This window comes from Streptomyces sp. NPDC002018, from assembly GCF_042890865.1.
In the GTDB taxonomy this organism is placed as follows: Bacteria; Actinomycetota; Actinomycetes; order Streptomycetales; family Streptomycetaceae; genus Streptomyces.
Genome location: NZ_JBIASO010000009.1, coordinates 161,339 through 184,551 on the forward strand (window position 1 = coordinate 161,339; position 23,213 = coordinate 184,551).

The 23,213-nt window shown below is 70.1% G+C and carries 15 protein-coding genes and 1 tRNA gene; 6 read left to right on the forward strand and 10 right to left on the reverse strand.

Annotated features, from left to right (window positions below; genetic code table 11):
- The first annotated feature begins 314 nt into the window (after positions 1-314).
- Positions 315-1,724, forward strand: a complete 1,410-nt coding sequence (locus ACFYYH_RS17230) for a lysine N(6)-hydroxylase/L-ornithine N(5)-oxygenase family protein (protein ID WP_388551418.1) — start codon at positions 315-317, stop codon at positions 1,722-1,724.
- Positions 1,725-1,786: 62 nt separating this feature from the next.
- Here ACFYYH_RS17230 and ACFYYH_RS17235 read toward each other — a convergent pair whose 3' ends face one another.
- On the reverse strand, positions 1,787-3,598 hold the full coding sequence (locus tag ACFYYH_RS17235) for a bifunctional metallophosphatase/5'-nucleotidase (protein WP_388551420.1): 1,812 nt from the start codon (positions 3,596-3,598) through the stop codon (positions 1,787-1,789).
- Between the two features lie 297 nt (positions 3,599-3,895).
- Between ACFYYH_RS17235 and ACFYYH_RS17240 the strand changes: the two genes are divergently transcribed.
- Positions 3,896-4,615 (forward strand): SIMPL domain-containing protein, encoded by a 720-nt coding sequence (locus ACFYYH_RS17240; RefSeq protein ID WP_388551421.1) that lies wholly within the window; start codon positions 3,896-3,898, stop codon positions 4,613-4,615.
- Positions 4,616-4,891: 276 nt separating this feature from the next.
- The gene (pyk, locus tag ACFYYH_RS17245) at positions 4,892-6,325 is read left to right on the forward strand and encodes a pyruvate kinase (protein WP_388551423.1); all 1,434 of its coding nucleotides are present in this window, start codon (positions 4,892-4,894) and stop codon (positions 6,323-6,325) included.
- 77 nt (positions 6,326-6,402) lie between these two features.
- Here the strand turns inward: pyk and ACFYYH_RS17250 are convergent, their stop codons facing one another.
- Positions 6,403-7,185, reverse strand: a complete 783-nt coding sequence (locus tag ACFYYH_RS17250) for a transcriptional regulator (RefSeq protein ID WP_388551425.1) — start codon at positions 7,183-7,185, stop codon at positions 6,403-6,405.
- Positions 7,186-7,300: 115 nt separating this feature from the next.
- Positions 7,301-7,375 (reverse strand) — tRNA-Leu (locus tag ACFYYH_RS17255).
- Positions 7,376-7,473: 98 nt separating this feature from the next.
- On the opposite strand from ACFYYH_RS17255, the gene ACFYYH_RS17260 reads away from it, so the two are divergent.
- Complete coding sequence (locus ACFYYH_RS17260; protein ID WP_066954595.1) at positions 7,474-8,127, forward strand: ANTAR domain-containing response regulator; 654 nt, start codon at positions 7,474-7,476, stop codon at positions 8,125-8,127.
- A gap of 97 nt (positions 8,128-8,224) precedes the next feature.
- Here the strand turns inward: ACFYYH_RS17260 and ACFYYH_RS17265 are convergent, their stop codons facing one another.
- From ACFYYH_RS17265 to ACFYYH_RS17295, 7 genes are all read right to left on the reverse strand, one after another.
- Positions 8,225-8,941, reverse strand: a complete 717-nt coding sequence (locus tag ACFYYH_RS17265; protein WP_388551427.1) for an ABC transporter ATP-binding protein — start codon at positions 8,939-8,941, stop codon at positions 8,225-8,227.
- On the reverse strand, positions 8,938-9,831 hold the full coding sequence (locus ACFYYH_RS17270; RefSeq protein WP_388551429.1) for an ABC transporter ATP-binding protein: 894 nt from the start codon (positions 9,829-9,831) through the stop codon (positions 8,938-8,940). Before ACFYYH_RS17270 ends, ACFYYH_RS17265 begins: the two co-directional genes overlap by 4 nt.
- 5 nt (positions 9,832-9,836) lie before the next feature.
- Entirely contained in the window at positions 9,837-11,627 is a 1,791-nt protein-coding gene (locus ACFYYH_RS17275; RefSeq protein ID WP_388551431.1) for a branched-chain amino acid ABC transporter permease, read from the reverse strand.
- A 5-nt stretch (positions 11,628-11,632) separates the two neighbouring features.
- Entirely contained in the window at positions 11,633-12,562 is a 930-nt protein-coding gene (locus ACFYYH_RS17280) for a branched-chain amino acid ABC transporter permease (RefSeq protein WP_388551432.1), read from the reverse strand.
- 99 nt (positions 12,563-12,661) lie between these two features.
- Positions 12,662-13,900 (reverse strand): branched-chain amino acid ABC transporter substrate-binding protein, encoded by a 1,239-nt coding sequence (locus ACFYYH_RS17285; RefSeq protein WP_388551434.1) that lies wholly within the window; start codon positions 13,898-13,900, stop codon positions 12,662-12,664.
- Between the two features lie 1,279 nt (positions 13,901-15,179).
- Positions 15,180-15,644: a hotdog fold thioesterase gene (locus ACFYYH_RS17290; protein WP_388551436.1), complete on the reverse strand. Its 465-nt coding sequence runs from the start codon at positions 15,642-15,644 to the stop codon at positions 15,180-15,182.
- A 328-nt stretch (positions 15,645-15,972) separates the two neighbouring features.
- Entirely contained in the window at positions 15,973-18,252 is a 2,280-nt protein-coding gene (locus ACFYYH_RS17295; RefSeq protein ID WP_388551438.1) for an FdhF/YdeP family oxidoreductase, read from the reverse strand.
- 137 nt (positions 18,253-18,389) lie between these two features.
- Between ACFYYH_RS17295 and polA the strand changes: the two genes are divergently transcribed.
- Both polA and ACFYYH_RS17305 read left to right on the forward strand, forming a co-directional pair.
- Entirely contained in the window at positions 18,390-21,137 is a 2,748-nt protein-coding gene (gene polA, locus ACFYYH_RS17300) for a DNA polymerase I (protein ID WP_388551440.1), read from the forward strand.
- A 336-nt stretch (positions 21,138-21,473) separates the two neighbouring features.
- Positions 21,474-23,159, forward strand: a complete 1,686-nt coding sequence (locus tag ACFYYH_RS17305; RefSeq protein WP_388551442.1) for a lytic murein transglycosylase — start codon at positions 21,474-21,476, stop codon at positions 23,157-23,159.
- Positions 23,160-23,213: the final 54 nt, after the last annotated feature.

Genomic DNA, 23,213 nt, shown 5'->3' on the forward strand with positions numbered 1-23,213 from the left:
TCCGAGGACAGCTCGCCCGGCGGACAGCCCGACTGTGGCGGGATGCCCGCTTGACAGGACGGGCCGCCCGGCACCTCGGCCCGCCCGTCGGACCGCCTCCCGCCCCGGAGCCTCCGTACCGGCCCGGGGTCCGTCGTACCGCCCCGGAATCCGTCGTTCCGCCCCGCGCGGACGACGGATCCCGGGGCGGGGCGTTTTCAGCCGTCCTTCACCGACGCCCATACCCCGCGCGGGACCTGCTCGTTGTGCTTCACGGACACCACCACCGCCCCCGGACCCCCGGGTGCCCGACCCGTGGAAGGCAGCCCCCGCCGATGACCGTCCACTCCACCCCCCTCGACCACCCCCACGATCTCGTGGGCATCGGCATCGGGCCGTTCAACCTCTCCCTCGCCGCCCTCGCCGACGGTGTGCACGGAGGCCTCGACACCGCCTTCTACGACCAGAGCCCCGGCTTCCGCTGGCACCCCGGACTGCTCATCGAGGACGCCACGCTGCAAGTGCCCTTCCTCGCGGACCTGGTCACCCTCGCCGACCCCGCCAGCCGCTGGACCTTCCTCAACTACCTCAGGGCCCGCGACCGGCTCTTCCCCTTCTACCTCGCCGAACGCTTCCACATCCTGCGCGCCGAATACGACGCCTACTGCCGCTGGGTCAGCGGCCAGCTCCCCGGACTCCACTTCGGCCACCAGGTCGACGCCGTCCGCTGGAACGCCGAACACGCCGTGTTCGAAGTCGACTTCACCCAGCTCGACGGGGGCGGCGACGCCGAGGCCCTCGGCCGCGCCTACGCCCGCCACCTCGCGCTCGGCATCGGCACCGAGCCGTACGTCCCCGAACTCCTCAGGCCCCTCGCCGAGGCACCCACGGTCCCCGTCATCCACTCCGCGGACTACCTCGACCACCGCGACCGGCTGCTCTCCGCGGGACACATCACCGTCATCGGGTCGGGACAGTCCGGCGCGGAGGTCTTCCTCGACCTGCTGCGCGCCCGCCCCACCGGACTGGAGCGGATCCACTGGCTGGCCCGTACCGAGGCGTTCACGCCCATGGAGTACTCCAAGCTCGGCCTGGAACAGTTCACCCCCGACTACACCCGCTACTTCCACGCCCTGCCCGAGCGCGTACGCGACGAACTCGTCCCCCGGCAGTGGCAGCTCCACAAGGGCATCGACGCCTGCACCATCGCCGCCATCCACGACGAGCTGTACCGGCGCACCCTCCACGGCGGCTGGCCCGACGCCGTCCTCACCCCCGGAGTCTCCGTGCGCACCGCGGGACGCGTCGCCACCACCAAGGTGGAACTCCATCTGGAACACGTCCAGCAGGGCACCAGGACCCGGATCACCACCGACGCCGTCGTCCTCGCCACCGGCTACCGCGAACGCCCCCTCGACGCGCTGCTCGCCGGACTCGACCCGTATCTGGAGCGCGACGGCTCGGAGCGCCTGCGGGTCGACGAGCACCACCGTGTCACGCTCGCCCCCGCGGTCACCGGCTCCGTCTATGTGCAGAACGCCGAACGGCACACCCACGGCGTCGGCGCACCCGATCTGGGGCTCGCCGCCTGGCGCGGCGCCACCATCCTCAACCACCTCACCGGCACCGAGCCCTACCCGCTGCCCCGGCGCACCGCGTTCACCAGCTTCGGACTCGACGCACGGGACCGGACCCGCCCGGTGCCCGCACCGAGGGATCTGGTCCCGCTCACCGAAGTCCGCTGACGGCCGCGCCCGGCGCCGGCCGATCACCGATCACCGGTGCCGGCCGACGCCGCCCTCGCGGGTCAGAAGACCGGCGTACCGTCCCGCGTCAGCTTCCAGTCCACCGAGGCGAACGCGGCCGGGTCGACGGTGCCCGCCGTCTGCACCCACGAGATGATCGTGTTACGGATCTCGTCCGAGTTCGACCAGAGCTGCTGGGCCGCCGCCACATGCGGGAAGTTGCCGCCGCCGCTCGCCCGGTAGTTGTTCACCGCCAGCACGAACGTCGCCGCCGGGTCCAGAGCCTTGCCGTCGAACTGGAGATCGACGATCCGCGAACCCGCCGGCTTCGCGATGTCGATCTCGTACGTCACACCCGACACCACGTCGTAGTTGTAGTCCGGCGTGCCCCCGGCGTTCGTCAGCTTCGAGGTGTCCACCGGCCCACCCGCCGGGGTCTGGACGTAGTACCGCGCCGAGAACTCCAGATACTCCCTGATCTGGGCGCCCGTCAGCAGGCGCGCCTCCATCGTGTTCTCGAACGGGTAGAGACCCGCCGCGTCCTTGATGGTCACCTCACCGGCCGGGATCGACGCCGACCGCGAGAAGCACGACGCCTGCGACAGCACCGGCAGCGCCGCCCACTCGCTGCCCGCCAGCGCCGCCTTCACCGTCTCCACCTGGACATGGTTGATCAGATCGATCAGCGGCTCGTCCTTCCACGGCGCGTCCACCGTGGACATCGCGACCGTGGACGTACCGATCACCTGGTTGACATAGGCCACCACCTTGCGGTGCTCGTCCGCGAGCAGCCCGGTGATCTTCCTGTCCTCGGGGACCGCGTTCGAGTTCAGGATCTTCGCCCCGACCTTCTCGACCTGCCACGAGCCGCGCTCCCACACCAGCTCGATATCGAAGAGCGTCAGCCGCTGGCCCCACTTGGCGGGCTCGGACAGCACCACTTCCCTGCCCGTGGCCTTGTTGACCACCCGGCGCTCCGCGATCTCCGAGTGCGCGTGGCCGACCAGGATCGCGTCGATGCCCGGCACCTGCTCGGCCACCAGCGCCGCCGCGTTCTCCACGTACGGCACCTGGTCGCCGTACGACGACGTACCGCTCGTACCCGAGTGCGCGGACACGATGACCACATCCGCGCCCATGGACCGCAGCTTCGGCACCCACTTCGCCGCCTGCTCCTCCAGGCCGGGGAACGTCATCTTGCCCTGGACGTTCGCCTTGTCCCAGATCGCGATACCCGGGTTGGTCAGTCCGAGGATCGCCACCCGCACCTCACGGCCGTGCGGGGTACGCAGCTTCTTGATCACATACGGCGCGAAGGCCGGCTTCAGCGTCTTGGCGTCCAGCGCGTTGGCGCCCAGCAGCGGGAAACGGCACTGCTCCTCGAACTTGCGCAGCACCGGAATGCCGTAGTTGAACTCGTGGTTGCCGAGCGCCGCCGCGTCATAGCCGATCGCGTTCATCGCCTGCGCCATCGGGTGCACCGGACCGCGCTTCGCGGTGATCGGGTCGATCCTGGCGTAGTAGTACGAGAGCTGGGTGCCCTGAATGGTGTCACCCGCGTCGATCAGCAGCGTGTTGTGGCGGCCCTTCTCCTCGCGGACCCGCTCGACCAGCGTGGAGATCTTCGCGAGCCCGATGTCGTTGTGGGCGGCGTCGTCGAACTCCTTGTCCGTGAAGTAGTCCCAGTTGAAGACGTTGCCGTGCAGATCGGTCGTCCCCATCACGGTGAACGAGTACCGCTTCTGCGGACGTCCGTGGCCGTGACCATGACCCCGGCCGGTGGCCTCGGCGGGCACGGCCGCCCCTCCCACCAGGGCCGCACCCGCACCGGCGACAGCCGTGCTGCCCAGGAACGTCCTACGGTTCAGCGGCATTTCGTTCTCTTCTCCCTCGGCCCAGTGAACAACGCGCGTAGATTCTGGCTCACGCACCCCGGAGCGCAACACCCCCGCAAGGTTTCGATCAGATGACTGCCGACTGTCGCACCCGAGTGCGAGAGTGGGGGTACGGGCGACCGGACCGCCGACGGCCGCCGCGCGCGGCACCGCGGCGCCGCGTCGCCGCGCCCCGTACATACGGCGTACGGCACGCACGGCCGAGCACCACCCGAGACCGCCGGAGAGCCGCCGCGGAACCGCGGCAGAACCACCGCACGAGGGAGCGAGCCCCAGATGACCACCGACACACCGACCCCCGCCCCGCCCTACGGCACCCCCGACGCGCCCCGGGTCGCCGTCCGCGGCGAGGCACGGCTCGAAGTGGACCCGGAGATCGCCCGGATCGGTGTCACCATCGGCGCCCGCGGCACCGACCGGCGCACCGCGCTCGACGACCTCACCCGGCGCAACGCGGAAGCCCTCACCCTCATCAAGTCCTACGGCGACGCCGTCGAGAAACTGGAGACCGGCGCCTTCTCCATCAGCCCCGAACTCACCAAGCACGGGCGCGGCGAACGGGTCCGCGCGTACCACGGCCGCGTCCATCTCACCGTCGAACTGGCCGACTTCACCGCCCTCGGCGAACTCACCACCCGCCTCGCCGATCTCGACCTCACCCAGGTCGGCGGCCCCTGGTGGGCCCTGCGCCCCGACTCGCCCGCCCATGGCCAGGCGCGCCGCCAGGCGGTACGGGAAGCGGTCCAGCGCGCCCGCGAATACGCCGAAGCGATCGGCGCCCGGCTCGCCGCCCTGGTGGAACTGGCCGACCTCGGCGCGGAGAATCCCGTCGCCTACGGAATGCCTCCCGCCCCCGGCGCCCTGCGCAGCCGGGGCTTCGGAGGCGCCGAAGCGGCCGACGCGACCCCCGCGCTCGATCTCGAACCGCAGCGCCAGACCGTCCATGCCCAGGTGAACGCGCGGTTCACGATGACGCCGCCCGATCTCGGCGCCTGACCTCGGGGCCCGGCATGGGGCCCGGCATGGACCCGTCCTGGGACCGGCTCTCGGGGGCCGGCCTTTTGGGGGTGGCATATGCCCTCTTACCCGGGCGCCGGCATATGACCGCATATCCGAGCAGGGCCTCCGCGTACGAGCCGACCGTCAGAGGAAATGCTCATCGGAGCGACCCTCCGCACAATTCAACACTTGTCAACAACCTTTCATATAAAGGCCGTTGAGTCGTCATGCACGACCAATTCGCTACCGGCCGGTAAGCCCTACCCTCGATATATGCGCCGAGCGAAAATCGTCTGCACCCTGGGGCCCGCCACCGACTCATACGACCAGATCAAAGCACTGGTTGAGGCCGGAATGGACGTCGCCCGCCTCAATCTCAGCCACGGCACCTACGCCGATCACGAGGAGCGCTACCAGCGCGTACGGAAAGCCGCCGACGAGACCGGCCACAGCGTCGGAATCCTCGCGGACCTCCAAGGTCCGAAGATCCGCCTCGGCCGCTTCCGCGAAGGACCCGTACTCCTTGAACGCGGCGATGAATTCACCATCACCGTCGAACCCCTCGAAGGCGACCGGCACATCTGCGCCACCACCTACGACGGACTCCCCGCCGATGTCACCCCCGGGGAGCGCATCCTCGTCGACGACGGCAAGGTCACCCTCGAAGTCACCTCCGTCGAAGGACCCCATGTCCGGACCCTCGTCGTCGAGGGAGGCATGGTCTCCGACCACAAGGGCCTCAACCTCCCCGGCGTCGCCGTCTCCGTCCCCGCGCTCTCCGAGAAGGACGTCGACGACCTCCGCTGGGCGGTACGCACCGGCGCCGATGTCATCGCGCTCTCCTTCGTACGCAGCGGAGCCGACATCCACGACGTCCACCGCGTCATGGACGAGGAGGGCCGCCGGATTCCCGTCATCGCCAAGATCGAGAAGCCGCAGGCCGTCGAGAACATCGACGGCATCGTCGCGGCGTTCGACGGCATCATGGTCGCCCGCGGCGATCTCGGTGTCGAAATGCCCCTCGAACAGGTCCCGATCGTGCAGAAGCGGGCCGTCAAGCTCGCCAAGCGCAACGCCAAGCCCGTCATCGTCGCCACGCAGATGCTCGACTCGATGATCGAGAGCTCCCGGCCCACCCGCGCCGAGGCCTCCGATGTCGCCAACGCCGTCATCGACGGGACCGACGCCGTCATGCTCTCCGGCGAGACCAGCGTCGGGAAGTACCCCATCGAGACCGTCAAGACGATGAGCCGAATCGTCGAGGCGGCCGAGGAGGACATCCTCGCGAAAGGGCTCCCGTCGATCACCGAGAGCAGCAAGCCCCGCACCCAGGCCGGCGCGGTCGCCCGCGCGGCAGCCGAGATGGGGGACTTCCTTGGCGCGAAGTTCCTGGTGGCCTTCACCCAGTCCGGCGACACCGTGCGCCGTCTCTCCCGCTACCGCTCGCCGATCCCCCTGCTGGCCTTCACCCCCGACCCCGCCACCCGCGCCCAGCTCAATCTCACCTGGGGGGTCGAGGCCTTCCTCGGCCCGCACGTCGACTCCACGGACGCGATGGTCGACCAGGTCGATGAGCAGCTCCTCCGGATCGGCCGCTGCGCGAAGGGCGACATCGTCGTGATCACGGCCGGCTCCCCGCCGGGAGTCTCCGGCTCGACCAATCTGGTCCGGGTCCACCACGTCGGCGAGGACGACAGCCCGAAGTAGCCGGTGTCCGGTGCCCGGGATTGAGTGCCGGGGATCTACTGCCGGGGGTCTGCTGCCCGGGATTCAGTGCCCGGGATTCAGTGCTTGGGGCCGACGCGCGCGTCCATCAGGGCGACGGACGCGCGCCTGGCGACGGAGACGTTCTGGACCGTCCGGCTCTGGTTGGCGGGCTTCCACTCGACGCCGACGGAGTCGAGGGCGTCGGTGAAGAGCCGCCGGATGTCGGCGGAGGCGTTGGAGAAGAAGTAGCGGGGATACTCGTACCGCTTGCGCTCGCCGCCGATGACCTTCTCGGTCCAGTTGGTGATCCGGCAGCCGTCCGAATGGATCAGCCCCCGTATGAACTCCCAGGGGTACGTGCCCACGATCTCCCGCTGCCAGGCTTCGAGCACGATGGGCCGCTCGTGCTTCCTGCCCGGCCCGTGCTGGGGGAACAGACACGGCCAGTGGCGCCCATAGCTGGTGACCATGACGCACCCTGCTTTCCGGAGCACCCACACACGGTCCTCCGGCCGGACGGCGGTGAGGGCGGTCCGGCACATTTCGATCAGGCCGGGCCAGGCGTCGGCACACGCGATCCGCAGGTAGTGGCCGCCGCCCCGGTGCGCGCTCACACAGCCGTCGCCGAGATAGAGGCCCAGGAGATAGCCGTACGAGGCCGGATCGGCCGGGGTGCCCGGCACGGGGCCGCACCTCGGGCAGGGGTGGGCCTGCGCGGCCATCCGGGGGAGCGGGTCGACACGGCGCTGCCAGGAGCGGATCGCCGCGCGTGAAATGCCGGTCCGTCTGCTGACGGCGGTGAGACTGTGGCCCTGACCGGCCAGAGCCAACGCGCTTCGGCGTGTGGGGAGGTCGTACATGAGGCCCAGCCTCGCCGGTGAAACCGGCCGGTGGCCGCGGAATGCCCCAGGATCACCCGAACAAGCGTATGCGGGGTGTGATGTGATTCCATACGACCTGGGAATCTGAGGAAAGTGCCCCAGGTGGGATTCGAACCCACACTGTCCGCTGTTTGAGAGCGGCCTCTCTAACCAGTTGGAGTACTGGGGCCTCAGAATGCAAGGGAGGCGGGTCCCCCGCTCGGGCCTACTTTACCGCAGCTCGGTAGGCTCATGGGGAGCAGCATCCTGTCTGAACGAGGAGCCCCCGTGACCGCCCCCGAGTCGCCCCAGCCCGTCGACGATGACGACAAGTCGCACGTTCCGCCGCTGACGACGCGTGTCGTCATCGCCGAGGACGAGGCGCTGATCCGTCTCGATCTGAAAGAGATGCTTGAGGAAGAGGGCTACGCGGTCGTCGGCGAGGCCGGTGACGGTGAGCGGGCGGTGGAGCTGGCGCGGGAGCACCGGCCGGATCTGGTGATCCTGGATGTGAAGATGCCGGTCCTGGACGGGATCTCCGCGGCGGAGAAGATCGCCGAGGAGTCCATCGCGCCGGTGCTGATGCTGACCGCCTTCTCGCAGCGCGATCTGGTGGAGCGGGCCCGGGACGCCGGGGCGATGGCGTATCTGGTGAAGCCGTTCAGCAAGAGCGATGTGGTGCCGGCGATCGAGATGGCGGTGTCGCGGTTCACGGAGCTGCGCACGCTGGAGCGCGAGGTCGCGGATCTGACGCAGCGGCTGGAGACGCGGAAGCTGGTGGACCGGGCGAAGTCGATCCTTCAGACGCAGTACGGGCTGACGGAGCCGGCGGCGTTCCGGTGGATCCAGAAGACGTCGATGGACCGGCGGCTGTCGATGCAGCAGGTGGCGGAGGCGGTCATCGAGGACGCCAAGGAGAAGAAGGCGTCCAAGGGGGAGTAGGGGAGTAGTGACCCCCGCCCCTCGTAGACGCCGGAGGCCCGCCCCGAACCGTCGGGGCGGGCCTCCTGCTTGGTGCGCGCGGGCCGTGCGGCTCGGGTCAGTCCTCGCCGAGGTAGGCCTTGCGTACGGATTCGTCGTGCAGGAGGACCTGTCCGCTGCCGGACAGGACGATCTTGCCGACCTCCATGACATGGGCCTCGTCCGCGAGGGAGAGCGCCGCCTGCGCGTTCTGTTCGACGAGCAGGATGGTGGTGCCCTGCGACTTGAGTTCGCTGATGGTGGCCATGATCTTCTGCATCATGATCGGGGAGAGGCCCATGGAGGGCTCGTCGAGCATGAGCAGTTTGGGCCGTGACATCAGGGCGCGCCCCATGGCGAGCATCTGCTGTTCGCCGCCGGAGAGCGTGCCGGCCGCCTGCTTCCTCCGTTCCCCGAGGATCGGGAAGAGGTCGTAGGACTTCTGGATGTCCTCGGCGATCCCGGCGCTGTCCTTGCGCAGGAACGCGCCGAGCTGGAGGTTCTCCGCGATGGTGAGCCGGGGGAAGATCCGGCGTCCTTCGGGGGAGTGGGCCAGGCCGAGGGCCACGATCTTGTGGGCTCCGACCCCGTTGAGGGGCCGGCCGTCGAAGGTGATCTTTCCGGCGGAGGGCTTGAGGAGCCCCGAGAGCGTGCGCAGGGTGGTGGTTTTGCCCGCGCCGTTCGTGCCGATGAGTGTGACGACCTGGCCGGCCTCGACGCTGAAGGAGATGCCCTTGACGGCTTCGATCTTGCCGTAGGCGACCTTGAGGTCCTCGACTTCGAGGAGTGCGGTCACTGCTTCTCTCCTTCTGTGCCGGACGTGCTCTGTGCTTCCGCGTCCTCCACTTCGGCGACTTCGTCCGCGCCGGGTGCGCCTTCGTAGGGCGTGCCGAGGTAGGCGGCGACGACGCGTTCGTCTCCCTGGACGACTTCGGAGGTGCCCTCGACGAGCTTCTCGCCCTGGACGAGGACGGCGACGCGGTCGCACAGGTTGAAGATGAAGCGCATGTCGTGCTCGATGACGAGGACGGCGATGCCCTGGTCGCGGATGGCGAAGACGAGGTCCTGGGTGGTCCTGGTCTCCTGGGGGTTCATGCCCGCGGTGGGTTCGTCGAGGAGCAGCAGTCCGGGTTCGCTGGCGAGGGCGCGCGCGATCTCGAGCTTGCGCTGTTCTCCGTAGGGGAGGTTGCGGGCGAGGTGGTCGCGCTTGGCGGCGAGGCCGGTGAATTCGAGGAGTTCCATGGCGCGCTCTTCGGATTCGCGTTCGGCCCGCTTGAAGCCGGGGCCGCGCAGGAGCGCGGACCAGAGACCCTCTTTGGTGCGGGTGTGGCGGCCGACGAGGACGTTCTCCAGAACGGTCATGTTGGCGAAGAGCCTGATGTTCTGGAAGGTGCGGGCGATGCCGGCCTGGGTGACGAGGTGGGACTTGTGGGGGAGTACGGCGCCCTTGTAGGAGACGGTGCCCTCGGTGGGGACGTACAGCCCGGTGAGGCAGTTGAAGAAGGTGGTCTTGCCGGCGCCGTTGGGGCCGATGAGACCGACGATCTCGCCGCTGTTGACGGTGAGTTCGACATCGCGTACGGCGGTGAGCCCGCCGAATCGCATGGTGACCCCGGAGGCGTGGAGCACGGGTTCCGGTGTGTCGCTCCCGGGGGCCACGGTGGTGGTGGCGGTGTCGTTGGTCATGTGGTTCACACCCCCGCCTTGCTGAGGCCGACGTCGCCCTTGGGCGCGTCCAGTTGGCCGGTTTCGTGGAATTCGAGCTGCTTCCTGCGGTCGGCGATGAGGCCTTCGGGGCGGAAGCGCATCAGCAGGATGAGTGCGATGCCGAAGAGCAGGAGCTGGTAGTCGGACATGAACTGGAGCTTGGCCGGGATGAGGTAGAGGAGCGCGGCGCCGATGAGGGGTCCGCTGACGGTGCCCATGCCGCCGAGGATGACGGCGGCCAGCAGGAAGGCAGAGTTGGGCGGTACGGCTTCGACGAACTTGTACTGGGCGGGGGTGACGGTGAAGGTCACGTGGGCCTGTACGGTGCCGGCCATGCCGGCGAGGGTGGCGCCGAGGGCGAAGGCGAGCAGCTTGAGCCGGAAGGCGTTGATGCCCATGGCCCGTGCGGCGGTCTCGTCCTCGCGGATGGCGACCCAGGCGCGTCCGATGCGGGACTGGTCGGAGCGGCGGAACACGGTCACGACGATGATCGTGAAGAAGAGCATCAGCAGGTAGTAGTTGGAGAACCTGCCGAGTTCGACTCCGAGGACCGTGTGGGGCTCTCCGAGGTTGAAGCCGAAGAGTTCCAGGTCCGGGATGTTGGGGATGCCGTTGGGCCCGTTGGTGATGTCGGGTCCTGAGGAGCCGTCCATGTTCTGCATGGCGATGCGGAAGATCTCACCGAAGCCGAGCGTGACGATGGCGAGGTAGTCCCCGTGCAGGCGCAGGGTGGGGGCTCCGATGACGACGCCGAAGATGAGCGAGGCGGCGGCGCCGGCGAGTACGGCGGCCCAGAACGGGAGCTGGATGCCGATGGTGGAGGACGGTGACCCGGACAGGAGCGCGGCGGTGTAGGCGCCGACGCCGAGGAACGCGACGTATCCGAGGTCGAGGAGTCCGGCGAGGCCGACGACGACGTTCAGTCCGAGTGCCACGGTCGCGAAGATGAGGATGTTCGCGCCGATGGTGGCGTAGGCGTCGTTGGACTGGGTGAACGGGAACGCGAAGGCGGCGACGAAGGCCGCGGTCACGGTGACGTTCTTGTGGGTGGCGGTGAGCGCCGACAGCCGGCGGTTGAGGCCGGCGCGGGAGACGGCGGTGGCGCCGAAACAGACGAGGAGCAGGAACCCGATGAAGAGTTCGGCGTACTCGGTGTCGATGCCGTAGGTGAAGACGAACAGGCCGAGGCCGAAGGAGACCGCGATGATCAGGATCTCGGCCCAGGAGGGCAGCGGGTCGGCCTTGTCCGGCACGGGGGCCTTGAAGGAGTGGACGAACCGCTTCCATACGGACGCGTCGGCGCTGTCGACGGGGACGTCGCCGGGAAGCCCGAGGGCGCCGACGAGGGTGACGAGTGAGGTGACGAGCGCGACCCAGCCGCCGGGTTCGAGGTTCGCGAGTCCGCCGAGTTCGACGGCGATGGCGATGACCGTGTACCAGGTGGTGGCGAGGGTGCCGAGGGCGAGGAGCAGCACGGGGCTGTTCTTGCCGCCGGGGGTGAGCCAGCGCAGTCCTCGCACGCCGTTGCCCGCGAGGGTGAAGACGAGGACGAGGAGGGCCCCGGTGAGGGTGAGGAGCTGGAGGCCGCCGGGGTAGCCGGTGACGGTGAGGTCGCCGGGGAACTCGGAGGTCCAGGTCCAGGCGAGGAAGGTGCTCGCGAAGGTGAGCAGGGCTCCGGCGGCGACGACGACACGTGCGGTCGCCGGGGGTATGGGGAGTACCGCCGGGGGCTGCTGGGACGTGGCGGGCGCGGTCTGCTGCGAGGTGGTGGTCATGGGTATCACGCCCGATCCGCGACGCGCTGGCCGAGGAGGCCCTGAGGCCTCAGCAGCAGGACGAGAATGAGGAGGACGAAGGCCCACACGTCCTTCCAGGCGCCACCGCCGAGCTGGGACATGCCGGGGATGTTCTCGATGTACGCGGTGGCCATGGCCTCGGCGAGACCGAGGACGAGGCCGCCGATCATGGCGCCGTAGATGTTGCCGATGCCGCCGAGCACGGCCGCGGTGAAGGCCTTGAGGCCGGCGATGAAGCCCATCTTGAAGTTGACTTCGCCGTACTTGAGGCCGTGTGCGACGGCCGCGATGGCGGCGAAGGCGGCACCGATGGCGAAGGCCGTGACGATGATGCGGTCGGTGTTGATGCCCATCAGCTTGGCCGTGTCGGGGTCCTGCGAGGTGGCCTGCATGGCCCGGCCGGTGCGGGTCTTGGAGACGAAGAAGCCGAGGCCGATCATGCAGAGCGGGGCGGCGATGAGCAGGAAGAGGTCGCCGCGGCCGATGGCGAAGGCGCCGAGGTCGAGCCTGCCGCCCTCGAACTCGGGGAAGGGGCGGGACTTGGTGGCGTCCGGGTAGAAGGCCCAGATGGCTTGCTGGAGTGCGATGGAGAGGCCGATCGCGGTGATGAGCGGGGCGAGGCGCGGGGCGCTGCGCAGCGGCCGGTAGGCGAAGCGTTCGGCTCCCATGGCGACGAGCACGGAGCAGGCCATGGCCATGAGGATCATAAGGGGGAGCGCGAGCAGCAGGCTGGTGCCGTCGGGCAGCCACAGATAGGCGGTCAGCGCGCCGAAGCCGCCGATCATGAATATCTCGCCATGGGCGAAGTTGATGAGCTGGACTATGCCATAGACCATCGTGTAACCGATTGCGATGAGTCCGTACAGCGCGCCGAGTAGCAGGCCGTTGGCAAGTTGCTGCGGCAGATCGTTCACCGCGGGGCCTCCGAGTGGGTGTGGTCAGATACGGCCGCGCGGGGGCGCTTGGCGCCCCCGCGCGGTGTCGGTGTACAGGTGGGGCCGACGGGGCCCGGGTCAGCCTTCGAACACGCCGCTCTTGACGGGGACGTGCTTGCCGCCCTTCACCTCGTAGAGGGAGAGCTGCTTGTTGGTGGTGTCACCGAACTCGTCGAAGCCGACCTTTCCTGAGACACCGTCGAAGGAGACGGCCTGCATGGCCTCGGTGATCTGCTTGCGGGCCTCGTCGCTCTCGGGGAGCTTGCCGTCGTTGCTCTCGACGACGGCCTTGACGGCCTGGATGATCGCCCAGGCGGAGTCGTAGGAGTAGCCGCCGTAGGCCTCGTAGGCGTCCTTGTAGCCGGCCGCCTCGTAGTCCGCTATGAACTTCTTGGCGGTGTCGAGGGTCTCCAGCGGGGCGCCGACGGAGCTGGCGAAGTCGCCTTCGGAGTTCTGCTTGGCGAGCTTGATGTACTCGGCGCTGAAGAGCGCGTCGCCGCCGATGGTCGGGACCTTGGCGCCGGCGTTCTTGATCTGGCTGGCCAGCGGGGCGCCCGCGGGGTACTCACCGCCGTAGTAGACGAAGTCGGGCTTGGCCTGGGCGACCTTGCTCGCGACGGCGGAGAAGTCCTTGTCGTCGGGGTTGATGTGGTCGGTGCCGACGACCTGGCCGCCGAGCTTCTCGAACTCGGTGGAGAAGGTGGCGGCGAGACCGGCCCCGTAGGTCTTCTTGTCGTCGATGACGTAGACCTTCTTGAGCTTCTTCTCGTTGTACATGTACTGCGCGGCGAACGGGCCCTGGATGGCGTCCGTCGTCGAGGTACGGAAGTACGTCTGGAAGCCGCGGACCTTGGTGCCGGTCTGCCAGTCCTTGCCCTGTGTCAGCTCGGGGTTGGTGTTGGCGGGGGAGACCTGGACCACGTTGGCGTCGGCGAAGACCTTCTGCATGGACTGGCCGACGTCGGAGTTCAGGGGGCCGACGACGCCCATGACCTGGGGGTCGCCGACGAGCTTGGTGGCGTTCTGCTGGCCGGTGGCGGCCTGCGCGACGTCGTCGAGGGCCTCCAGCTTGAAGGTGATGCCGGGGACTTCTTTGTTCTTGTTGGCGGTCTTGACCGCCAGGTCCGCGGAGTTCTTGATGCCCTGGCCGAGGGCGGAGAGGTCGCCGGTGAGCGGCGAGTCGAGGCCGATGACCACGGTGGTCGTCCCGCCACCGTCGCTGCCTCCGGAGCTGTCGTCGCGGGAGCCGCAGGCCGACAGCGTGAGGGCACCTGCGGTAACCGCGGTGGTGATGAACAACAAGGAACGGTGACGCACGATCAGTCCTTTCCCCTGGCGCGGCGGTCCCTGCTGGAACGCCGGGTCGAGCGCTGGAACCGAACTGAAGGTAATCCGGTGGCGCGGTGACTGGCCGTGACTCTAAGCGCGCTGGTGGGGATGGTGGAGAGGTCCAGGGCATGCTGTGACTGTCTTGTTATGACGGGAGTGAATCAAAGATCGGACGCACGGGGTGGAAAGGGCGGTTTAATACCGTTCGGCAGTCCGGATGCTGAGAACCAGCAGGACGGCGCGGACCCCCGCTGACGAGGGCTTGCCGCTGGAACAGGCCCGTTGGAGGGCGGCGGCGAGATCGGCCGGATGGCTGGGAGCCGAGTATGAAACTCGGCTGTTGTATTGCGCGCTTATTACGGAGTGTTACATCCAGGAAAGGGAATCTGACATTCCGCTGGACTTTCCCGCAATCGCGGACATGCGCCGTATTGATCGTTTTCTGTGCTGACCCGGCTTTTACGGTGAAGCGCGGGGGCGGGGCCGGCCGTGACCGGCGGCGCGGCCCGGGGCCGGGTGATGTCCTCGGTGGTCACCGGCGCCCCGTCTTCCGCGGCCTTCCGCGACGAGGGCGGCGCCGAAGCCGAGGACGCTGTCGCCGGGGCGCGTGGGGACGGGCCCCGCGCGGCGGAAGTCGATGACCTGCGGGGGCCGCGGCGGCGGCGGGCGGCCGGGGCGCGGTGGGCCCGGGGAAGCGGAGCGCGGTGACGCCGAGAGCGGCGAGAGCGGCGAGGGCCGCGGTGGTACGGCGACGGCCGGCGGGAGGTGCGGGGGGCGGCGCGGACGGGGCGGGGGCGCGCTGTCTCTTCCTGCTTCGACGGGCCGGCGCCGTTCCTGTCCTGAGGCCGGCCCCGGAGGCGCGGAGCCACCCAGGACCGTGGGGGAGAGGTGCTACGGAAGGTGACGAGGTGCGGGGCACGCGGCGGACGCGGGCTGCCCGATGCCCGGGTTGGGGACCCGCGGTGCCCGGGTGGCCGGTTCTCGCGCCCGGCTCGGCGGCCGGTACCGCCCGCTTCCGGTGCTCGCGGCGGCGTCCGCCGGTGCGCCGCACCTGGACCGGCCGTGCCGTGGGCGGGCCCGACTCCGCCGCCCGGCTTCCGGGCCCGTACGGGGCGGGCGGCCGGAAGCCGCCCCGGAGGCGTGGTCCCGCGTGGTCCCGTACCGGCGGGCCGGGGACCCGTACCGGCGGGCCAGGGGCTCCCGTACCGGCGGGCAGGGGGCTCCCGTACCGGCGGGCGCGGGACCGGGGCAGGGGCCCGGGACCGGATCAGATCCCCGGGGCCGCGTCGCGCAGGAGACAGGTCAGCCGGGCCGTGCAGACCCGCTTGTCCTGTTCGTCGGTGATGACGATCTCGTAGCTCGTGGTGGTGCGCCCGAGATGCACGGCGGTCGCGACGCCGGTGACGGTGCCGCTGCGGACACCGCGGTGGTGCGTGCAGTTGAGGTCCACCCCCACGGCGATCCTGGAGCTGCGGCCGTGCAGCATCGCGCCGACCGAACCGAGGGTCTCGGCGAGCACGGCCGAGGCCCCGCCGTGCAGCAGTCCGTACGGCTGGGTGTTGCCCTCGACGGGCATGGTGCCGACGACGCGTTCGGCGGACGCCTCGACGATCTCCACCCCCATCCGGGTGCCGAGATGCCCGGCGGAGAAGAGCGCGGGCAGGTCGACACCGAGTGCGGAGTACTCGTCGATGATGTCCTGCGGCAGCTTCGCGGTGGACTGCTCACCCATGGGCCCGGCTCCGATCGGCTCGTCTGCGGTCGTTTCTGTGCGCGGTGTGCACGGTCCTGCTTATCAGATGACTGAGCGGACGCTTAGGGCGGGCATCACAGGAGGGCGCGCGGGGACGCGGGCCCGGGGCGGGTACGGAGGCGGGAAGAGGCGGCCAGAAGAGGCGGCGAGAAGGGGCCCGGGGAGGCGCGGCGGGGAGGGGCGCGGGACGGCCCGGCGGCGGACGGCCGCTGCCGGGCCGTCCGCCGCCGGGCCGCCGGCGTCCGCCGCCGGGCCGCCGGCGTCCGCCGCCGGGCCGCCGGCGTCCGCTGCCGGGCCCCGGCCGGTCTCAGCCCGTCCGCTCGAACCGTACGATCACGGACTTGCTCGCCGGGGTGTTGCTCGTGTCGGCCGTGGAGCCCAGCGGCACCAGCACATTGGTCTCCGGGTAGTAGGCGGCGGCGCAGCCGCGCGCGGTCGGGTAGTGGACCACCCGGAAGCCCGGCGCGCGCCGTTCCACGCCGTCCCTCCACTCGCTCACCAGATCGGTGTACGAGCCGTCGTCGAGCCCGAGCGCCGCCGCGTCCTCGGGGTTGACCAGCACGATCCTGCGGCCGCCCTTGATGCCGCGGTAGCGGTCGTCCAGGCCGTAGATGGTGGTGTTGTACTGGTCGTGCGAGCGCATGGTCTGGAGCAGCAGCCGGCCTTCGGGGAGCTTCGGGTACTCCACGGGGGCCGCCGTGAAGTTGGCCTTGCCGGTGGCGGTCGGGAAGCGGCGCTCGTCGCGCGGGGCGTGCGGGAGCGCGAAGCCGCCGGGACGGGCGACCCGCGCGTTGAAGTCCTCGAAGCCGGGGATCACCCGGGCGATCCGGTCACGGATGTGCCCGTAGTCCTTCTCGAAGTCCTCCCACGGGGTGAGGGACGCGGGACCGAGGGTGGCGCGCGCCATTCGCGCGACGATGGCGGGCTCGGAGAGCAGATGGGGGCTCGCGGGCGGGAGGTTGCCCCGGGAGGCGTGCACCATGCCCATGGAGTCCTCGACGGTGACGATCTGCCGGACGCCCGCCTGGATGTCCTTGTCGGTACGGCCCAGGGTGGGCAGGATCAGCGCGCGGGCGCCGGTCACCACGTGCGAGCGGTTGAGCTTGGTGGACACGTGCACGGTCAGCCGGGCGCGGCGGATCGCGGCCTCGGTGACGTCGGTGTCCGGGGTCGCGGCGACGAAGTTGCCGCCCATCGCGAAGAAGACCGAGGCCTTCCCGTCGCGCAGTGCCTCGATGGACCGGACGACGTCATAGCCGTGATGGCGCGGCGAGGTGATGCCGAACTCGCGGTCCAGGGCGTCGAGGAAGTCGTCCGCGGGCCGTTCGAAGATGCCCATCGTGCGGTCGCCCTGCACGTTGGAGTGCCCGCGCACGGGGCAGACGCCCGCGCCGGGGCGGCCGATGTTGCCGCGCAGCAGGAGGAAGTTGACGACTTCGCGGATGGTCGGCACGGAGTGCTTGTGCTGGGTCAGGCCCATCGCCCAGCAGACGATGGTGCGCTTCGAGGCGAGCACCAGGGCGAGCGCCTCCTCGATCTCGGCGCGCTCCAGCCCGGTGGCGGTCAGGGTCTCGTCCCAGTCGGCGGCGTCGGCGGCGGCCCGGAACTCCTCGTACCCGTGGGTGTGTTCGCGGACGAAGTCCTCGTCGACCGCGCCGGGTGTGTCCAGGACCAGCTTGTTCAGCAGCCGGAAGAGCGCCTGGTCGCCGCCGATCCTGATCTGGAGGAAGAGGTCGGTGAGCGCGGCGCCCTTGACCATGCCCTGGGGGGTCTGCGGGTTCTTGAACCGCTCCAGGCCGGCCTCGGGCAGCGGATTGACGGAGATGATCTTCGCGCCCGACGCCTTGGCCTTCTCCAGCGCGGAGAGCATCCGGGGGTGGTTGGTGCCCGGGTTCTGGCCCGCCACGATGATCAGGTCCGCCTGGTGCAGGTCTTCCAGGGAGACGCTGCCCTTGCCGATGCCGATGGTCTCCACGAGCGCCGAGCCGGAGGACTCGTGGCACATGTTGGAGCAGTCGGGCAGGTTGTTGGTGCCGAACTCGCGGGCGAAGAGCTGGAGCAGGAAGGCCGCCTCGTTGCTGGTGCGGCCCGAGGTGTAGAAGAGCGCCTCGTCGGGGGAGCCGAGCGCGGTCAGCTCCTCCGCGATGATCGCGAAGGCCCGTTCCCAGCTCACCGGTCTGTAGTGGTCCGGGTCCTCGGCGGAGTCCAGCAGCATCGGCTGGGTGATCCGGCCCTGCTGGCCCAGCCAGTAGCCGCTGCGGGCGGCGAGGTCGGACAGGGGATGCGTCTCGAAGAAGCCGGGGGTGACCCGGCGTACCGTGGCCTCCTCCGCTACGGCCTTCGCGCCGTTCTCGCAGAACTCGGCCGTGTGCCGGTGATCGCCCTCGGGCCAGGCGCAGCCGGGGCAGTCGAAACCGTTCTTCTGGTTGACCTTGAGAAGCGTCTGCGCGGTCCTTCGCAAGCCCATCTGCTGGTGTGAGATGAGGAGCGAGTGCGCGACGGCGGGGATCCCCGCCGCGGCATGTTTGGGGGCCGTTACCCGAGGTGAGTCCTGTGCGGGATCACCCACTGGCGGCTTGCTGGCCATCACGCTCTCCTTGAGCCCTGAGTGTCGACTGTCTACAGTATTCAATTCTCCCACGTCTCTGTGGCAACGGTACGTCCGGCCCGTATCGGGCTCATTGCGGGGCGGCGTTGTCAGTGCGACGTGGCAGGATCGGGTGCGTGGCTGAGACAGCATCGAAGAAGAGCGCGGGCACCACCGCGGACAAGACGGCGGACGAGACCGCGGGCAACCGTCCTCGCCTGCTCCTCATGGACGGGCACTCCCTGGCGTACCGGGCGTTCTTCGCGCTGCCCGCGGAGAATTTCACCACCGCGACGGGGCAGCCGACCAACGCGATCTACGGCTTCGCCTCGATGCTGGCCAACACCCTGCGGGACGAGGCGCCCACGCATTTCGCCGTCGCCTTCGACGTCTCCCGCAAGACCTGGCGTGCCGAGGAGTTCCCGGAGTACAAGGCGAACCGATCGAAGACGCCCGACGAGTTCAAGGGCCAGGTCGAGCTGATCGGGGAGTTGCTGGACGCCATGAGCGCGGACCGCTTCGCGATCGACGGCTTCGAGGCGGACGACGTCATCGCGACGCTCGCCACCCAGGCCGAGGCCGCGGGCTTCGAGGTGCTGATCGTCACCGGCGACCGGGACTCGTTCCAGCTCATCAGCGAGCACACGACGGTGCTGTACCCGACCAAGGGCGTCTCCGAACTGACCCGCTTCACCCCGGAGAAGGTCCAGGAGAAGTACGGGCTCACCCCCGCCCAGTATCCGGACTTCGCGGCCCTGCGCGGCGACCCGTCGGACAATCTGCCCGGCATCCCGGGCGTCGGCGAGAAGACGGCCGCGAAGTGGATCAACCAGTTCGGTTCCTTCGACGAGCTGGCCGCGCGCGCCGACGAGGTCAAGGGCAAGGCCGGGCAGAATTTCCGCGACCATCTGGAGTCGGTCAGGCTCAACCGCCGGCTCACCGAGATGGTGCGCGACGTCGGACTGCCGAAGGGCCCCCAGGAGCTGGAGCGCGCGCCGTACGACCGCGCGGCGGTCAAGCGCGTGCTCGATGTGCTGGAGATCCGCAACCCCAGTCTGCGGGAGCGGCTGCTCGCGGTGGACCCGGGCGCCGCCGAGCACGAGGCCCCGGCGCCCGCCGCCGGCGTCGAGGTGGACGGCACGGTGCTGGGCTCGGGCGAGCTGGCGCCCTGGCTGGCCGAGCACGGCGGGCGGCCGCTCGGGATCGCCACGGTCGACACCTGGGCCCTGGGCGTGGGAAGCGTCGCGGAGATCGCGCTCGCCGCGGCCGACGGGACGGCGGCCTGGTTCGAGCCGTCCGAGCTGGACGAGGCCGACGAGCAGGCCTTCGCGCGGTGGCTCGGCGACGCGGGAGCGCCCAAGATCATGCACAACGCGAAGGGCGCGATGCGGGTCGCGCCCGAGCACGGCTGGCGGGTCGACGGTGTCACCATGGACACCGCCCTGGCCGCCTATCTGGTCAAGCCGGGCCGCCGCTCCTTCGCGCTGGACGCCCTCGCCATCGAGTATCTGGGCCGTGAGCTGGCCCCGGCCGCCGCGGACGGGCAGCTCGCCTTCGGCGCCGACGACGAGCAGGCCGAGGCCGACGCGCTGATGACCCAGGCCCGTGCCGTTCTGGACCTGGGCGAGGCGTTCGGCCGGCGGCTCGGCGAGGTCGGCGCGACCGAACTGCTCGACGCGGTGGAGCTGCCCACCTCCGCGCTGCTGGCCCGGATGGAGCGGCATGGCATCGCCGCCGACCGGGCGCATCTGGAGTCCATGGAGCAGCAGTTCGCGGGCGCGGTGCAGCAGGCCGTGAAGGAGGCGCACGCCGCGGTCGGCCATGAGTTCAACCTCGGCTCGCCCAAACAGCTCCAGGAAGTCCTCTTCGGTGAGCTGGGCCTGCCCAGGACGAAGAAGACCAAGACCGGCTACACCACGGACGCCGACGCGCTGGCCTGGCTCGCCGCCCAGACCGAGCACGAGCTGCCGGTGATCATGCTGCGCCACCGCGAGCAGGCGAAGCTGCGGGTCACGGTCGAAGGCCTGATCAAGGCGATCGCGGCGGACGGCCGTATCCACACCACCTTCAACCAGACGGTGGCGGCGACCGGCCGGCTCTCCTCCACCGACCCCAACCTCCAGAACATCCCGGTCCGCACCGACGAGGGCCGGGCCATCCGCCGCGGCTTCGTCGTCGGCGAGGGATACGAGTCGCTGATGACGGCCGACTACAGCCAGATCGAGCTGCGGGTCATGGCCCATCTCTCCGAGGACGCCGGGCTGATCGAGGCCTTCACCTCCGGCGAGGACCTCCACACCACCGTCGCCTCCCAGGTGTTCGGCGTGGAGAAGTCCGCCGTCGACCCCGAGATGCGCCGCAAGATCAAGGCGATGTCCTACGGACTGGCCTACGGGCTCTCGGCGTTCGGCCTCTCCCAGCAGCTCGGCATCGAGGCGGCCGAGGCACGCGGGCTGATGGACACGTTCTTCGAGCGCTTCGGAGGCGTACGGGACTATCTGCACCGCGCGGTCGTGGAGGCCAGGGCCACGGGATACACGGAGACGATGCTCGGCCGCCGCCGCTATCTGCCCGACCTCAACAGCGACAACCGCCAGCGCCGTGAGATGGCCGAGCGGATGGCGCTCAACGCCCCCATCCAGGGCACCGCGGCGGACATCGTCAAGGTCGCCATGCTCAAGGTCGACCGGGCGCTGACGGAAGCCGCCCTCCAGTCCCGGATGCTGCTCCAGGTCCATGACGAAATCGTGCTGGAGATCGCCCCGGGCGAGCGGGAGCGCGTGGAGGAGCTGCTGCGCCGCGAGATGCCCGGCGCGGTCGAGCTGCGCGCGCCCCTGGATGTCTCCGTGGGTGTCGGCCCGGACTGGGAGTCGGCCGCGCACTGACCGTACGGCCGCGGTCCCGGGGTGCGCCTTCCGGGCGGCCCGGGACCGCACCGGTCCTGCCCGGCCCGGGACCGCACCGGTACTTTCCGGCCCTCACGGCACCGGTCTTTCCGGCCCTGACCGCGCCGGACTTTCCCGAGTGCGGCCGGACGCCTGGCCAAGGGGGCGGCCGGAGAGGATCCTTCGTAGGGGTCCCGGGGCACTTGGGGACCCGGAGGTGGCGAACTGGTGAATACCGGTCACGCACCGGTGTGCTGGGGCCTGGAGTTGACGTAGTGTCGCCTGAGTCCACGCGCGGGGAGCGCGAACAGCCGTCCACCGGGAGGGACCAGACGTATGGCAGCGCTATTCGGCCGACGACTGCGCAGAGGAGCCACTACCACGGCGGTGGCCGCGGCGGCGATCGCCGCTCTCTCCGCTTCCCAGGCACCCGGCGCGATCCCCACGAACGCGGACACCGGCGGTAACGCCCAGGCGGCCGACGCGACCCCGCCCCCCGGCACCCCGGTCAGCGGCAACTCCCCGTACTACACGGAGCTTCCGCCGCTGACCACACCGGACAAACCGGCCGCGTCGATAGATCTGCCGGCCACGGGTCCGGCGGAAGCGGGCATTCCGGCCACGGTGCTGGCCGCGTACCGGCAGGCGGAGCAGGCCCTCGCGGAGAGCAGGCCCGGCTGCAACCTGCCGTGGCAACTGCTCGCCGCCATCGGCAAGGTGGAGTCGGGCCAGGCACGCGGCGGCCGGGTCGACGCCGGGGGCACGACGACCTCCCCGATCCTCGGCCCGGTCCTCAACGGTGTGGGCTTCGCCAATATCAGCGACACCGACAACGGCGCGTACGACGGCGACACGACGCACGACCGCGCGGTCGGCCCGATGCAGTTCATCCCGTCCACCTGGGCCACCTGGGGCCGGGACGCCAACGGCGACGGACGCAAGGACCCCAACAACATCTACGACGCGGCGCTGGCCGCCGGGCAGTATCTGTGCGCCGGGAACCGCGATCTCTCGGTCGACGCCGATCTGCGTGAGGCGATCCTGGGCTACAACCACTCGCAGGAGTATCTGAACACGGTCCTGACCTGGTTCGAGTACTACAAGAACGGTACGCACGAGGTCCCGGACGGCACCGGTGTGCTGCCCGTCGGCACCGGTCCCGCCGCCCCCGGCTCCTCGCCGAGCCCGAGCCCCGGCCCCAGCACGACGCCGGGGCCGAAGCCGAGCCCCAGCCCGGGTCCTTCGAAGCCGGGCTCCGGCCCGTCGACCCCGCCGTCCGTGCCCCCCGCCACCCCGAAGCCGCCCAAGCCGGGCGACGGGGACCCGACCACCCCGCCCCCGAAGCCCGTCGTCGACGAGCTGGAGAAGACGGTCACGGGCCCGCTCACCGCCGTGGCCGGCGGCGCGTTCACCGAACGCGTGGGGGTACGGGCGCGGGACGCGGCGGGCAAGCCCGTCGCCGAGGTGCCCGTCCGGTTCGAGATCACCGGCACCACCGACGCCCGCTTCGGCGGCGGCGCCTCCACGGTGACCGTCACCACCGGCGCGGACGGCACGGCCACCGCCCCGGCGCTCCAGGCGGGCGAGCGGACCGGTGAGTTCACGGTCCGGGCCACGGTCGCCGTCCCGGGTGTCGCGGCCGCCGAGTACACCGCCAGTGTCACGGCCCGGCTGACGGACGCCCTCGTCAGGACCACCGAGCAGGCGCTGACGGCCGCGCCCGGCACGGAGTTCGCCGACACGGTCGAGGTCAAGGCCACGTCCGGAGGCATCGCCGTGGGGGGTGTCGGGGTGACCGCCGCCATGATCACCTCGGCCGAGGACGCCACCACCCCCACCGCCGGTCCCTACTTCAAGGACGCGGCCGGTGAGCCGCTGCGCGGTCTGAAGGACCTGACGACCGACGCCGACGGTGTCCTCCAGCTCCCGAAGATCTACGCGGACGACACCACGGGCACGTTCCTGCTCCGCCTCCAGACCGAGAACGGCGTGACACTCGTCATCACCCTCACGGTCGCCTGACACCGGGGCCGCCGCCCCGCGTTCCCTCTCACCCGCCGCCCTCCGTCCGCCCGG

Coding starts and splice junctions, on each gene's coding strand:
- ACFYYH_RS17305 (WP_388551442.1), top strand. CDS start 21,474: ATGGCAGCGCTATTCGGCCGACGACTGCGCAGAGGAGCCACTACCACG.
- ACFYYH_RS17250 (WP_388551425.1), bottom strand. CDS start 7,185: ATGTACGACCTCCCCACACGCCGAAGCGCGTTGGCTCTGGCCGGTCAG.
- ACFYYH_RS17295 (WP_388551438.1), bottom strand. CDS start 18,252: ATGGCCAGCAAGCCGCCAGTGGGTGATCCCGCACAGGACTCACCTCGG.
- ACFYYH_RS17235 (WP_388551420.1), bottom strand. CDS start 3,598: ATGCCGCTGAACCGTAGGACGTTCCTGGGCAGCACGGCTGTCGCCGGT.
- ACFYYH_RS17275 (WP_388551431.1), bottom strand. CDS start 11,627: ATGACCACCACCTCGCAGCAGACCGCGCCCGCCACGTCCCAGCAGCCC.
- pyk (WP_388551423.1), top strand. CDS start 4,892: ATGCGCCGAGCGAAAATCGTCTGCACCCTGGGGCCCGCCACCGACTCA.
- ACFYYH_RS17290 (WP_388551436.1), bottom strand. CDS start 15,644: ATGGGTGAGCAGTCCACCGCGAAGCTGCCGCAGGACATCATCGACGAG.
- ACFYYH_RS17270 (WP_388551429.1), bottom strand. CDS start 9,831: ATGACCAACGACACCGCCACCACCACCGTGGCCCCCGGGAGCGACACA.
- ACFYYH_RS17230 (WP_388551418.1), top strand. CDS start 315: ATGACCGTCCACTCCACCCCCCTCGACCACCCCCACGATCTCGTGGGC.
- ACFYYH_RS17240 (WP_388551421.1), top strand. CDS start 3,896: ATGACCACCGACACACCGACCCCCGCCCCGCCCTACGGCACCCCCGAC.